The following is a 13702-nucleotide window of genomic DNA, read 5'->3' as shown; positions in this document are numbered from 1 at the left end:
ACGGACTCGACACCCGCATCCGGCCGTCGAGAGCGGTGACCCGGTCCGCGAGCCCCGTCACGCCGCTGCCCGCGGGATCAAGCCCGCCCCTGCCGCAACGCCGCCTGCTGGTCGAGCAGGCCGCAGTTGCCCGCGCCCTGCTTGCTCGGCCCGGGCACGTCGAGGGAGCTCCCGAGCCCGAAGAGAATCCGCCGCCGTGGATCCAGAACATCACCGGTCAGCGCACCTCCGACGGTCCTGTCGGGGAGGGACTTCGGGAGATTGCTCCCGCGGCCGGACGTACACTCCACGTATGGGTCGCACATGTGCAGTGAGGGAGTGCCTGTTCCAGGCCACTCATGCCGTGTGCCCGTCGGCCGCATGTGCGCGCGTCATTCTGGTGAACATGCCCGCGGCCTGCTGCCGCGCGCTGCACGGTCACGGCTAGCGATCCCGGGTAGTTCTCGGCCCTGATCACTCTGCGTCTGTGTCTGCTTCGGCGGAACTCTTTGCGCGCCGACGTCTTCGTTCTCCTCTGCGACCGCACTGTGGCTGTCCTCGCCACATTCTCCTGCTCTGTCACCCCTTGGCGCCCTGCGCGCCACCTGCGCGCCGACTGCCGGACGACCGGCGGCCGGTGCATCTACGAGAGGACCCCTGTGAAGTTGAGCGAGCTGCTCGCCGGGCACGACCATGAAGTCCTTGCGGGCGACCCGGAGACGCGGATCACCGCGGGCCCGTGCTTCGACGCTCACCGCGCCGCTCCGGGATCCCTCTTCATCGCGGTGCCCGGTCACCGCGAAGGTGGCCTCGAGTCCATCGGACCGGCTCTCGCACGCGGCGCGGTGGCGGTCCTCGTCGACTTCGCCGCACCGGAGCTTCCCGCCGCGACCTGGGCGTCGGACGCGGGCGTGTGCGTCGTGGCGGTGCCGGACACACGCAAGGCGGCCGCGGTCGTCGCCTCCCGGTACCACGGCGAGCCCGGACGGCAGATGAAGATGGTGGCCGTCACCGGCACCAACGGGAAGACATCGGTTTCGTACATGGTCGAGTCGGTGCTGAGGATCGCCGAGCGCGCCAGGGTGGGGGTGATCGGGACGGCGGGCAGCCGGATCGGCGACGAGGTGATTCCGATGCCGCGGTCGGTACTGACCACTCCGGAGTCGCCGGACTTTCAGTACCTGCTCGCGTGCATGCGCGACCGCGGTGTCGCGACCGTCGTCCTGGAAGCCACGTCGATGGGTCTGCTGACGCACCGTCTGGACCACTCGTTCATCGACGTAGGGGTGTTCACCAACCTGACGCAGGATCACCTGGACGACCACGGCACCATGGAGAACTACCGGGACGCCAAACTCCGGCTGTTCCAGGGGCTGTCCCGGCGCGCGGTGGTCAACGCCGACGATCCCCTCGGGGCGGACATCGCGGCGATGATGCCCGGTGCGGTCGTCACGTACGGCATCGACGCGGAGGCGGACTACCGGGCGACCGACCTCTCCATGGACGCCGTCGGCACCCGCTTCACCCTGCACCACGCCGGCCACAAGTATCCGGCCGCGATCCCGCTCCCCGGACGGTTCTCCGTCTCCAACGCACTGGCCGCTGTCGCCGCCTGCCACCTCACCGGGCACAATCTGGCCGGACTGGTCGGCGCACTCGAGCAGATGCCCCCGATCCCGGGCAGGTTCGAACGCTACGAGACCCCGGACGGCACGTCCGTCATCGTGGACTACGCGCACTCCCCGGACTCGCTGGAGAAGGTGCTGACCACCATCCGCGGCTTCGCCTCGGGTCGGGTCGTCACCGTCTTCGGCTGTGGCGGGGACCGGGACGTCACCAAGCGTGCCCCGATGGGGGAGATCGCCGGGACCTACTCCGACCTGTGCGTACTGACCTCGGACAACCCCAGGAACGAAGACCCCCGGGAGATCATGGACCAGGTCGTCCCAGGCCTGACGGCAAGCGGCGTCGCCTTCGAACGGTTCGCCGACCGCCGCCGCGCGATCTCCTTCGCGCTGTCCGCCGCCGGGCACGGCGACATCGTCCTGATAGCGGGCAAGGGCAGCGAGCCCTACCAGATCGTCAACGAACAAGCGCTCCCGTTCAGCGACATGGCGACGGTACGCGAACTCGCCACGCGGTAGCCCTCCCTACAAGCCCCCCCGCACACACGCACGACGCCCGCCTCTCCAAGCAGAGGCGGGCGTCGCGTGTGTACAGCTCAGGCGTCAGGCGGGGGTGATGTTCTCCGCCTGCGGGCCCTTCTGGCCCTGGGTGACGTCGAAGTTCACCTTCTGGCCTTCCTGAAGCTCACGGAAGCCGGAGGCGTTGATGTTCGAGTAGTGGGCGAAGACGTCCGGGCCGCCACCCTCCTGCTCGATGAAGCCGAAGCCCTTTTCCGCGTTGAACCACTTGACGGTTCCGGTGGCCATGTGTCCTCCAAGGGGACTCGTAGTCGGCTTCCGCACCGTGCGGGAGCCGGAGGTGGTCGTCCTGGTCCTCAGAGACTGTAAACAGCAAGCTGCCCGTGAATTTGAGGTTCACGGGCGGTACTTCGGAACCATGACTGCTGACGTGGACGTTACACGGCCCGTGCTGGCGAAGCTACGGACCGAGAGTGAGTCCTGGCCCCTGATCTGTCTTGACCACCGAACAAACGGCGCATACTGCCCCGTTTGGCGTCGCATGGACGAGCTCAAGAGGCAGGGCCCAAGCGGGAGAGGCTTCACTTGCCGTACTGGAAACTCACCCCTTTCCGTACTGGAAACCAGCCGCTACTCTTTCCGACATGGAAACCAACGGGGTACGACTGACGCCGGAGCAGGCCCGTTCCGTGCTGGCCGACACCGAGCACATCCGGGCCTCCGCCGCAGCATTGTCGGCCACACCATGGCCGACCTGGTTTTTCATCACGCTTACGCTCTACCTTGTCGCGCTCCCGATCACCTACGGAGGCGTCATCGCCGACTCGGACTGGCTGCTGCCGCGCCCCGCCTGGATCGGCATCATGCTGGCGATCACCGCGGTGTTCGGGGTGCTCTTCGCCGTCGCAGCGAAGGCTTGGCGCAACAAGACCGGCGTGGCGCTGCGGCTGGACGTGCTGCCGAAGCGCGCGACCGTGCCGCTCGGGGTCGGCCTGCCCGCGCTGGTGGTGGGGGCCGTGCTCGCGTTCCGTGTCACTGGATGGCCGGTGTGGCTGATCGCGGCCTCGCTGATCGGCGCCGCCGTGTCCGTCGGCTTCCACCTTGCCTTCGTCCGCCTGCACAGGAAGACCGCGTGAGCGCCGAAACCCACTCCCTTCTGGAGGGGTTCGACACCACCGTCCATGCCCCGAACCGGCTGCGCATCTGCGCTCTCCTGGACACTGCGGGCGAGGCGGAGTTCGGCCTGGTCCAAAAGCAACTCGACCTCTCCGCCTCGGCGCTGAGCAAGCATGTCACCGTACTGATGGACGCCGGCTACGTCGGGCAACGCAAGGCCGTCCGCGACACCCGGCAGCGCGTGTGGCTCCACCTGACCCGGGGAGGCCGGGATGCCTACCGGGGGCACCTTGCGGCACTGCGGGCGATAGTCGGGCCGTCGGATCCGGCTCTCTGACCACGACGACTCCGCCGAGGGCACGTGTGCGCAGAAGCCGGCCTGCCGGTCTCCCCGACCGCGGAGCGCCGGGTCAGCCTGAGGCTTCCTCTCGGCGCCGGTCATCGCCGGCCGTGGCGGGGATGGCGTTGTCGATGAGGGCGGCGGCGATGGCGGCGGCGGTGGGGAAGGCGTCGGCGTTGAGGACCCGGGTGCGGGTCGCGGCGCCGTCGATGAGTAGTGCGAGCTGCTCCCCGAGCTGTTCGGGGTCGGCGGCGCCGGCTTCGCGGGCGGTGTCGGCGAGTCGCGCGGCGACGGCCTTCTTGTAGTCGCGTGCGTACTGGGACGCCGGGTGCTGGGGGTCGTGGAGTTCGACGGCGGCTGCGATGTATGGGCACAGGGGAGTGGTGGAGGGGACGTCGAAGGCGGCGAGGAGCCGTTCGCGGGGTGTGAGGTCGGTGCGGTCGAACACGCCGCACAGGACGTCGGGATCGAACCCGCGCAGATACTCGGCGACGAGTCCGTCCTTGCCGCCGAAGTGCTGGTAGGCCGTGCGCTTGGACACCTCGGCCGCCGCGCAGAGCTGGTCCATGCCCGTGCGGTTGATGCCCTGCTCGCGGAACAGCCGCTGGGACGCCCCGAGGATCCGCTCGCGGGCGCCCCGGCCGCGGCGACTGCCCGTGGGGCCCTTCTCCAACTCCGTCATGGGTCCAGCGTACCGCAGCCGGGTAACGACCGGTGTACATAGCTTGCGCCCCGGTCGCCTGCCCCGTACGTTAAGCACACACGGCGGTGTACTTAACGTCGCCGCCCCTCCCGGGCACGTACGGCACCACCGACCCAAGGGAACGACCATGGGAAAGCTCGACGGCAAGGTCGCGGTCATCACCGGCGGCACCACCGGCATGGCGCTGGCAGGTGCGAAGCTGTTCGTCGACGAGGGGGCGCACGTCTTCATCACCGGCCGCCGCCAGGAGGCCCTGGACGAGGCTGTGAAGGAGATCGGCCGCAACGTCACCGGCGTCCAGGGCGACGCCGCCGACCTGGCCGACCTGGACCGCCTGTACGACACCGTCAAGCGGGAGAAGGGCAGCCTCGACGTGCTGTGGGCCAGCGCAGGCGGCGGCGAGCCCGCCCCGCTCGGCGAGATCACCGAGGCCCAGTTCGACACCTGGTTCGGGCTCAACGCCCGCGGCACCCTGTTCACCGTCCAGAAGGCCCTTCCGCTCCTCAACGACGGCGGCTCCATCCTCATGACCGGCTCCAACGCCTCCCTCGGCGCCTTCCCCGGCTGGAGCGTCTACGCCGGCAGCAAGGCCGTCCAGCAGGCCTGGGCCCGTATCTGGCTCAACGAGCTCAAGGACCGCCGCATCCGCGTCAACGTCCTGCCCCCCGGCCAGGTCGCCACCGCCAAGCAGGCGGAACTCTTCGACGAGGCCACCAAGCGCCAGTTCGAGTCCCTTATCCCACGCGGCCGGATGGGCAGCCCCGACGAGATCGCCACCGCCGCCCTCTTCCTCGCCTTCGACGACTCCAGCTACGTCAACGGCATGGAACTGATCGCCGACGGCGGCACCACCGCCATCTGAACCCGCCATCTGAACCGGACAACACGCAACCAGGACGGGACATCTCATGAGCAGCATCAGCATCATCGGCACCGGGAACATGGCCCGCACCATCGGCGCGCGGGCGACAGCGGGCGGCAACACCGTCGAGGTCATGGGCCGCGATCAGGCCAAGGCCGCCGCCCTGGCCAAGGCACTCGGCGGCGGCGCCACGACGGGGGAGTGGGGCGCGGCCCCGGCCGGGGACATCGTCATCGTGGCCCTGTTGCACGACGGTGTCGTACCGACCGTCGCCCAGTACGGAGACGCTCTCGCGGGCAAGGCCATCGTCGACATCAGCAATCCCTTCAACTCCACGTTCGACGGGCTCGCCCACCGCGAGGAGACCTCGATCGCGCAGGAAGTCGCCAAGGTGGCTCCGGCAAGCGCCAGTGTGGTGAAGGCGTTCAACACCGTCTTCCGGCACGTCCTGGAGAAGGGGAGGCCCGACGTCTTCATCGCCGGCGACGATGCGCAGGCGAAGGCAAGTGTGGAGGCGTTCATCGAGACCCTTGGGCTGCGCCCGTTGGACGTCGGCGGCCTGAAGATGGCGCACTGGCTGGAAGGAGCGGGCGTGGTCACGGTGGGCCTCGCCAACCACGGGGTGGGGAACCTGGACTTCGCCCTGAGCATCACCGAGGTTCCCGCCCGAGCGAACGGCTGAAGGTCGCCTCGCGTAGGAGGTTGATGGCCTGGGGAATCTCAGTGTCGCTGATGTTCCCGTAGCCGAGGACGAGTGCGGGTTCCGTCGGTCGGTGTGCGCGATAGTCGTCGAGGTCCGCCAGGCGCAGCCCGGTGGCGGCTGCCGCCCGGACGGTCCCGCGGGTATCGGTGTCGTCCGGCAGGTGGAGCAGGATGTGCAGTCCGGCGGCCGTGCCGGAGACCCGACCCTTCGGCACCTGGGCGGCGAGAGTGCGGACCAGCAGGTCGCGGCGGGAGCGGAACCGCCGCCGTGCCGCGCGCAGGTGGGCGTCGTACCAGCCGCGGTCGATGAAGGTGGCGAGTGCGAGTTGGTCCAGCACCGGTGGCGCGGCGGCGACGAGGTTCGCCGTCCGGAGCGCCGGGACCATCGAGGCGGGGGCGACCAGCCAGCCCAGGCCGAGGGCCGGTGACAGTGTCTTGCTGACCGAGCCGAGGAGGAAGACCCGGCCCGGGGCCATCCCCTGCATGACGGCGACCGGGTGGCGGTCGTAGCGGAACTCGGCGTCGTAGTCGTCCTCGATGACGAAGCCGTCCAACTCGCGGGCCCAGCGCACCAGACCGGCCCGGCGCGCAGGGGACAGCACCGTGCCGGTGGGGAATTGGTGTGCCGCGCCGACGATGACGGCCCGCGCAGGTGTGTGTGCGAGGGAGTCGACGTCGAGGCCGTCGTGGTCCACGGGGACCGGGTGCACACGGAGTCCTGCGCTGGTCGCGGCGTCCCGCAGCCGCCCCCACCCCGGGTGTTCCACCGCTACGTCGGCGATCCCCTCGGCGCGCAGTGCCCGGCAGGTGCGCAGCAGTCCGTCCGTGACGCCGGCGCACACGGTCACGGACTCGGGGCGCGCGTCCGCGCCTCGCGAGCGTCGCAGGTACTGCGCGACGGTGGTACGCAGCACGGTGTGCCCGGCGGGGTCGGGCAGCCCGAGGTCGTAGTGGACGGCCGAGCCGATGACCGCTCGGACGGCGTCCGCCCAGCGGCGGCGGGGGAACGCCCGCAGGTCGGGCAGGCCGGGCGCGAGGTCGTACCGGATGGGCGGCCGGGTCGGTGAGCGTGGGCCGCTGGGCCGTGGAGGTGTCGAGCCGGATGCCTCCGGTGTCCAGGAGACACGCGTAGCGGAACCCGCCCTGGCCGAGAGGTACCCCTCGGCGATGAGTTGTCCGTACGCCTCGGTCACCACCCAACGGGAGCAGCCGAGTTCCTCGGCGAGCGCGCGGCTCGGTGGCACGGCGGCCCCCTCCGTCAGCCGGCCGTCCCGGATCGCGGTGCGCAGTGCGTGAGCCAGACGGTCGTGCAGGCGGCGCCGTCCGCCCTCCGGCGAACCGATGTCCAACAGCGTCGCCCACGCGAAATTGGTCTGTGATTCAGCCACAACATTGGAGCGTAGCGCCGAACCGAACGCGCCTAGCGTGAAAGGCATGATGGAGAATCTGGCCCTTGGGGCCATGCTGTTCGGCACGGCCCAGGACGAGCACCGGTCGTTCGAGATCCTGGACCGTTTCGTGGACGCCGGAGGCGTCTGGATCGACACCGCCAACTGCTATGCGTTCTGGGCCGATCCGACCGGATTCGGCGGGAGGAGCGAGGAGTTGATCGGGCGTTGGCTGGCGAGCCGTCCGGGCGTCCGTGACCGCGTCAGGATCAGCACCAAGGTGGGGTGCGAGCCGACCGAGGCCGGACGCTTCCCGGAGACAGCCGAGGGCTTGTCGGCCGGCGCCGTCAAGGGAGGGATCGACGACAGCCTGCGACGACTGGGCACGGACCACGTCGAGTTGTACTGGGCCCACATGCCTGATGCGGCCACACCGCTGGAGGAGACGGTCGCCGCCTTCGACGACCTCGTGACCGCGGGCACGGTCGGACGCCTCGGCTGCTCCAACTACCCCGTGTGGCAGGTCGAACGGGCACGGCGGATCGCGCTTGAGCACGGCGGCGCCGGCTTCACCGCGATACAGCAACGCCACACGTACCTCCGGCCGCGCCCCGCGCTCCGGCCCGGCGAGGGGCACCGCTTCGCCGCGGTCACCGACGAGGTGCTCCACTACCTGGAGCACCATCCGGACATGGCGCTGTGGGCGTACACGCCGCTGCTGAGCGGTGGCTACACCCGCGCCGACAAGCCACTGGCACAGGAGTACGACCATCCCGGAACGGCCCGGCGTCTCGCGGTGCTCGACGAGATCGCCGCCGAGACCGGAACGAACCGGAACCGGGTGGTGCTGGCGTGGCTGACCGGAGGGAATCCGGCTGCAACGCCGATCGTCGGCGTCAGCTCGGTCGAGCAGCTGGATGAGGCGATGGCGGGCGTGGAACTGGAGTTGACGGTGAATCAGCGTCAACGGCTGGACTCCGTGGTGTGACCTGGGAGCCGGCCCCGGTCATCGGGCGCCACGTCACGGTTGTTGGAAGGTGACCTCCGGATGCGTGGCCTCGGGGCCGTCGAGGAGTGGGCGCGGAATGCCCCGCAGGTGAAGGTCGAGGAAGGCTGACACGTAGTCGCGGGTTATGCGCCACCCGCGTTCTCCGGACATCGGTATGGCAGGGTCCGAGAGGCCCAACTGCGCGGCCAGGTACGGCAGGTCCGTGAAGGAGAAGTGTTCGGCGCCGGTCACGGTCAGCCAGCGTTTCCAGCCATTGAGGTGTTTCCATGCCTCGGGCCAGTCGGATTTCGGGTTGTCGGGGGTATGCGGGGACTCGGCGCCGAGCATCATGAACGGACGCTTGCCGAGCCTCGCTGCGGCGGGGTGCAGAAAGAAGCTTCCGTCCAGGTCGAAACCCGCCCGCACGCGACGGTCGGCGGCCATGGTCGCGGCCGCGGTCGCGCCCCCGATCGAGTGGCCGCCCAATCCGATCCGGCTCGGGTCGATCACATGGGACAGCGCCCCGGCCCGGCGGCCGTTGGTCAACTCGCCGATCACGAAGGACATGTCCTTGGCCCGGCCGCGCACGACAGCCGCGTACTCCTCGGAAGTTTCGACCCGTTCGCAGGCCACACACGTCAGCATCCGGCCCCCGGGAAAGGCAGTGCCGACGGATTCGTACGCGTGGTCCACCGAGGCGACGACGTAGCCGCGACTCGCGAGATCGTCGGCGAGCGAGGTGAGTGTGGTGCGCGGCATCGAGAAGCCCGAGGAGAGCAGCACCAGGGGGAAACGCCCCGGCGCCGGGCGAGTACCCACGTGCGCACGAGTACGCGCCCCGGCAACCGTCTCGGGCGGCACGACACCGCCGACTCCCCTCGCCTCCAGGAGGAGCCGCGCCTCCTCGTCGGTCATGTACGCCGCCGATGATCCACTCGCCGAGCGCGCCGGGTAGGACACCGTCACCATCAACTCCCGGTGACCGGCCGCCGGCATCCATGGATCGGTGCGGTTCCGATCGACCAGGTGCAGGGTGCGGCGGCCCACGGAGTGCGCACCGCTGAGGGGCGGCAGCTCCAACCCGCTGCTGTACGGGACTTGGGGCGCGGCCTGCGCCGTGTTGACGGCGGAGGCCGGTGTGGCGCCCAGAAGCGGCGCGGACAGGGCCACGGTGAGCAGAGTGGCCACAGTGGCCCTGCGATGTCTGGAGGTCATACAGTTGAAGCTAGGCCCAGGTTCTCCCCAACACGTCAGACTCCAGGGCTACTTGAACGTACCTCTGTCGGTGGACCCCCGAGCTCGCCCCCGCCGGAGTCCGCAGGGGCAGGACCGCGAGACGCATCAGTACGAGGGCGTTGTCGTCGCCCGCGACGCGGTTGGTGGAGAGTTCGCCGCACGAGAGGCACTCGTGGACGATCAGCCACTCCCCGTCCGGGCGGCAGGCCACCGTCAAGGCGGTCATCCGGCCCCGGCAGTCCGACGCGCGGTCGCCGGGGATCCGGGCGTCCACGTGCAGGCTGGTCAGACAGTTCGGGCAGTGGTTGCGGTGACCGCTGCCCGGGGCGTCGAGGGACACGTCCAACCGGCAGCCCGCGCAGCGGAAGTCGCGGCTACGGTGGCCGTCGCGCCGGCCGTGGAGTACGTCCTTGTCGCGCTGGCGGCGCCGCCGGTCGGCGGGGCCGTCGGGCGACGTCCGGTTACGGCGCGGCATGCCGGGCCTCCCCGCTCACAGCGTGCCCAACGTTTCGAGAGGGAAGGGCGGTTGGGCCAGCGGCCGTACCGCCATCCGCAACAGCACCAGCTGGTTGTCGTCCGGGCTCACAGGGTTCGAGGTGAGCTCGTCGCACCGTACGCAGCGGTGGACGACTCTCCAATCACCGGTCCGCAGGACGGCGATGGCGATCGGCGACATCCGACCGTGGCACTCGGTGCGGCCGCCCTGAACGTGGTCCAGGACGTGGCGCGAGTGCAGACACGAAGGGCAGTGGTTACGGCTACGACCGTCCGGATCGCTGGTGGTCGCGGTGAGACCGCACCAGGCGCACACGAACGTACTGATCTTGAGAGTGGGGCTGGGACGGGCGTTTGGGCGGGTGTTGGGGGTGTGCTCGGACACCTGTGCTCCTTGCTGGGGAGATGGTCATCGACAGCAAGAGCAGGCCGAGCGGCCTCGACGGCTGGTTCGGTCGGTTATCCGCGTGCAGTACTACGTGTACGTGGTACGTCGCGATGAGGCGCGCTCGGCTCGGTCCGGGTCATGAAGACACCCCCTCGGTGGGCACGGGGCCCGGTGGTTCGGCCGCACGGGCAGGTGTGCCGGTGCGGGGGAGGACAGCGGAGCAAGCGTAGGCAGGCCGGCGGGGCGTGTGCGAGCGAATATTTCCGCGGTGGAGAGTGACGGAGAGTGGCAGAGAGCGGCGCAGAGTCCAGACGCGCCCGGATGTCCAAGTACTCATCGGTGATGTCCATGGACTGCTTCCCTGGGCGCCCGGAATCCTCGGATCCCATGTGGACCGAGTCGCGCAAGACACCGCCCGCCCGGCGCCGCAGACCATGTCTCGTAGGTCTGGCCGGTGCCGCCCTCGCCCTCCTCGCCGGGGCCATGCCCGTCTCCGCCGCGACCGAGGCGTCGCCGCAGGAAGCAGCCCCGCGGACCCTGCCCGCCCTCGACAACTGGGCTCCGTCCGAAGGCAGTTACACGTACGGCGACCGCACCCGGCTCGTCGCCGACGACGCGGCCTCCCGTCGCGTCGCCCGCACTCTCGTCGATGACCTGCGCGCCGCGGGCCATGGCACCGTGCCCGTCACCGGCGGCGCCGCCCGGACCGGTGACATCGTCATCGACGTCGCCCCCGGTCGCAGGCAGCTCGGAGCCGAGGGGTACGAACTGCGGGCCGGCGCCCGGCTGGAGATCACCGGCGCCGCCGAGACCGGCTCCTTCTACGGCACCCGCACCCTCCTCCAGATGCTCGCCCAGGGCGACGCGATCCCGGCGGGCCGAACCGTCGACGTACCGCGGTACAAGGAACGCGGTGTCGGCGTCTGCGCCTGCTACGTGCACATCTCCACCGACTGGCTGGAGAACCTGGTGCGCGAGATGTCCTACCGCCGGCTCAACCAGCTGCTCCTCGAGATCAAGGTCAAGAGCGACCGTCACCCCGAGGCCAACACCTGGGGCTACTACACCAAGAGCGAGATCCGCAGGATCGTCGCGCTCGGCGCCAAGTACCACGTCGAGATCGTTCCCGAGATCAACTCGCCCGGTCACATGGACCCGTGGATCGAGAACCGCTCCGACCTCCAACTCGTCGACCGGGACGGCAAGGCCCAGCCCTCCCGCCTCGATGTGACGAAGCCCGAGGCGTTCACGTACTACAAGAGCCTGATCGACGAGTACGGCGGGGTCTTCCCGTCCGGCTCGTGGCACATGGGCGCCGACGAGTACATGCTGGGCTCCGACTTCGCGAAGTACCCGCACGTGCTGGAGTACGCCCGCGCCAAGTACGGGCCGGACGCCACGCCACAGGACGCCTTCATCGACTTCGTCAACCGCGTCCAGGCCTACGCCGCGAGCAAGGGCAAGCGGCTCCGCATCTGGAACGACGGCCTGACCGGCGCCAACACCGTGCCCGTCGCCCCCGGCACCACCGTCGAGCACTGGCTGGACGTCGACGTGAAGCCGAGCACCCTCATTGCGCAGGGCCACCCCGTGATGAACGCCGCCTACTCCCTCTACCTGGTGCGCGGCGGCTTCCACACCGACACCCGCAAGCTGTACGACGAGCAGTGGGACCCGCGCAGTTTCGAGGGCGAGAAGCTCACCTCCGACCGCGGGATCACCGGCGCGAAGATCAGCCTGTGGCCGGACAACGGACGCGGCGAGACCGAGAACGAGGTCACCCGCGCCACCACCCCGGCCCTCGACCACATCGCCCAGACCACCTGGGGGACCGCCCACCCCGACGCCACCTACGACGCGTTCACCGCACGCGCCGCCGCGACCGGCACCGCGCCCGGCGTCCGCGACCTGACCCGCGTCCCGATCGCCGACGGCACGTACACCCTCGCGGACCGCGGCGGCCGCACCGCCGACCGCACCGTCCGGATCACCCGTACCGCCGACGGCTACGCGACCGTCGCCGACGACACCAGTGGCGCCTGCCTGGAGACCCGCAGTGGCAAGCTCACCCTCAATGTGCCGCTGGAGCCCGGCTCCGCCGCCACGTGGGAGAAGTGCGACCCGAAGAACACGCTCCAGCGCTGGCAGATCGAACGGGCGCCCGGCGGCCACACCCTCACCAACGCCATCACCCGCATGACCCTCGACGCCACCGCCGACGGAGCCCTGGCGCAGTACCCGCCCGACCAGAAGACCCCGACGACCTGGACCCTCACCTGACTCTGGCGAGGATGCCCTGGCGTTGACGCGGGGGAGGAGTCGCCTCTTGGGGGTGCGACGCGGAGCGTCGCCGTATCCCGTCGTGGTGGCGGAGTCGTCGCATGGCTGCTCGACGGAGTCGAGAAACGCAATCAGTTCCGAGGTGGTCCACCAGGATGGGTGAACACCGGGGAAGTCCTGGTCGGGCGTTCGCCCTTCGGACTATCGTCCGATGCCATGAAGCTGGTGGTGCAGGTGAAGCTGCTGCCGACGCCCGAGCAGGCGTCGGCGCTCGAGGCGACCCTGCACGCCTGCAACCGGGCCGCCGGCTGGGTCGCGCAGGTCGCCTTCGAGCGGAACGTGAAGGACCGCAACGGGCTGCAGAAGCTCGTCTACACGGACGTGAAGGCGACGTTCGGGCTGTCGGCGCAGCCCGCGGTGCGGGCGATCAAGAAGGTCGCGGACGCGTATGCGGCCCTCGCGGCCGCGCTGAAGGCAGGTCGTCTGGGGCCGGCCACCACCAAACGGCACCGTAAGGCCCTCAGTGCCCCTATCGCCTTTCGGGTGGAGGCGGCGCAGCCGTTCGACGACCGGTGCCTGTCCTGGCAGTACGACGCCCGCACGGTGTCGATCTGGACGGTTGACGGCCGCATGAAGAACGTCAGGTACACCGGATCCGTGGACCAGTTGAAGACCCTGGCCTCGTTCCGCAAGGGCGAGAGTGACCTGGTTCAGCGGCGCGGCACGTGGTACCTGATCGCCACCTGCGACATCCCGGACCCGGACGTGTACGAGCCGGTGGACTGGATCGGGGTGGACCGCGGCATCGTGAACCTGGCGACCACCAGCGACGGCGCCAACTACCAGGGCCGTCGTCTGTCGCGCTACCGGCGGTGGCAGTCCCGCAAGCGCGCCGAACTGCAGAAGAAGCAGACCCGGTCGGCCACCCGCCGCCTCGCGCGGCGCAGCCGGAAGGAGCACCGGCATGCCACGCACATGAACCACAGGATCAGCAAGGAGATCGTGTCCGTCGCGCAACGCACCGGTCGCGGGATTGCCGTCGAACAACTCGACGGGATCCGGGACCGGGTACGGCTTCGAC

Annotated in this window: 15 protein-coding genes; 9 read left to right on the top strand and 6 right to left on the bottom strand. The window is 69.8% G+C overall.

The features are described from left to right. Positions 1-314 (top strand): hypothetical protein (locus tag ABT004_RS33430; RefSeq protein WP_351344527.1); only part of this gene is annotated, 314 nt, incomplete at its 5' end. 324 nt (positions 315-638) lie between these two features. Beyond that, positions 639-2123: a UDP-N-acetylmuramoyl-L-alanyl-D-glutamate--2,6-diaminopimelate ligase gene (locus tag ABT004_RS33425; RefSeq protein WP_351344524.1), complete on the top strand. Its 1485-nt coding sequence runs from the start codon at positions 639-641 to the stop codon at positions 2121-2123. An 84-nt stretch (positions 2124-2207) separates the two neighbouring features. On the opposite strand, the gene ABT004_RS33420 is transcribed toward ABT004_RS33425, so the two are convergent. Further along, complete coding sequence (locus ABT004_RS33420) at positions 2208-2411, bottom strand: cold-shock protein (RefSeq protein ID WP_351344521.1); 204 nt, start codon at positions 2409-2411, stop codon at positions 2208-2210. Between the two features lie 356 nt (positions 2412-2767). Here ABT004_RS33420 and ABT004_RS33415 point away from each other — a divergent pair, with 356 nt between their 5' ends. Both ABT004_RS33415 and ABT004_RS33410 read left to right on the top strand, forming a co-directional pair. Continuing rightward, positions 2768-3259, top strand: coding sequence for a hypothetical protein (locus tag ABT004_RS33415; RefSeq protein WP_351344518.1), 492 nt, complete (start codon positions 2768-2770; stop codon positions 3257-3259). After that, positions 3256-3576: a transcriptional regulator gene (locus ABT004_RS33410; RefSeq protein ID WP_351344515.1), complete on the top strand. Its 321-nt coding sequence runs from the start codon at positions 3256-3258 to the stop codon at positions 3574-3576. Before ABT004_RS33415 ends, ABT004_RS33410 begins: the two co-directional genes overlap by 4 nt. 73 nt (positions 3577-3649) lie before the next feature. On the opposite strand, the gene ABT004_RS33405 is transcribed toward ABT004_RS33410, so the two are convergent. After that, positions 3650-4261, bottom strand: coding sequence for a TetR/AcrR family transcriptional regulator (locus ABT004_RS33405; protein WP_351344512.1), 612 nt, complete (start codon positions 4259-4261; stop codon positions 3650-3652). A gap of 148 nt (positions 4262-4409) precedes the next feature. On the opposite strand from ABT004_RS33405, the gene ABT004_RS33400 reads away from it, so the two are divergent. Next, positions 4410-5144: an SDR family NAD(P)-dependent oxidoreductase gene (locus ABT004_RS33400; RefSeq protein ID WP_351344510.1), complete on the top strand. Its 735-nt coding sequence runs from the start codon at positions 4410-4412 to the stop codon at positions 5142-5144. A 46-nt stretch (positions 5145-5190) separates the two neighbouring features. After that, positions 5191-5826, top strand: a complete 636-nt coding sequence (locus tag ABT004_RS33395) for an NADPH-dependent F420 reductase (protein WP_351344509.1) — start codon at positions 5191-5193, stop codon at positions 5824-5826. Here ABT004_RS33395 and pdxR read toward each other — a convergent pair. Then, complete coding sequence (pdxR, locus tag ABT004_RS33390; protein WP_351344507.1) at positions 5795-7234, bottom strand: MocR-like pyridoxine biosynthesis transcription factor PdxR; 1440 nt, start codon at positions 7232-7234, stop codon at positions 5795-5797. The genes ABT004_RS33395 and pdxR overlap by 32 nt on opposite strands. Before the next feature lie 46 nt (positions 7235-7280). Between pdxR and ABT004_RS33385 the strand changes: the two genes are divergently transcribed. After that, positions 7281-8222 (top strand): aldo/keto reductase, encoded by a 942-nt coding sequence (locus tag ABT004_RS33385; protein WP_351344505.1) that lies wholly within the window; start codon positions 7281-7283, stop codon positions 8220-8222. 33 nt (positions 8223-8255) lie between these two features. On the opposite strand, the gene ABT004_RS33380 is transcribed toward ABT004_RS33385, so the two are convergent. From ABT004_RS33380 to ABT004_RS33370, 3 genes are read right to left on the bottom strand one after another with little or no spacing between them, the layout of a single operon-like run. Next, positions 8256-9437, bottom strand: a complete 1182-nt coding sequence (locus ABT004_RS33380) for an alpha/beta hydrolase family protein (RefSeq protein WP_351344502.1) — start codon at positions 9435-9437, stop codon at positions 8256-8258. Between the two features lie 10 nt (positions 9438-9447). Continuing rightward, positions 9448-9933: an RNHCP domain-containing protein gene (locus tag ABT004_RS33375; protein ID WP_351344500.1), complete on the bottom strand. Its 486-nt coding sequence runs from the start codon at positions 9931-9933 to the stop codon at positions 9448-9450. 15 nt (positions 9934-9948) lie between these two features. Further along, positions 9949-10338 (bottom strand): RNHCP domain-containing protein, encoded by a 390-nt coding sequence (locus tag ABT004_RS33370; RefSeq protein WP_451193725.1) that lies wholly within the window; start codon positions 10336-10338, stop codon positions 9949-9951. A 390-nt stretch (positions 10339-10728) separates the two neighbouring features. Between ABT004_RS33370 and ABT004_RS33365 the strand changes: the two genes are divergently transcribed. Together ABT004_RS33365 and ABT004_RS33360 are read left to right on the top strand one after the other, a co-directional pair. Continuing rightward, on the top strand, positions 10729-12621 hold the full coding sequence (locus ABT004_RS33365) for a glycoside hydrolase family 20 protein (RefSeq protein ID WP_502966980.1): 1893 nt from the start codon (positions 10729-10731) through the stop codon (positions 12619-12621). A 216-nt stretch (positions 12622-12837) separates the two neighbouring features. Further along, the coding region (locus ABT004_RS33360) for an RNA-guided endonuclease TnpB family protein (protein ID WP_351344498.1) at positions 12838-13702 on the top strand (865 nt) is incomplete at its 3' end.

The organism is Streptomyces sp. NPDC002790 (genome assembly GCF_040295505.1).
In the GTDB taxonomy this organism is placed as follows: domain Bacteria; phylum Actinomycetota; class Actinomycetes; order Streptomycetales; family Streptomycetaceae; genus Streptomyces.
Note: the sequence above shows the minus strand (reverse complement) of the source record. Positions and strands in the feature narration are given on the sequence as shown.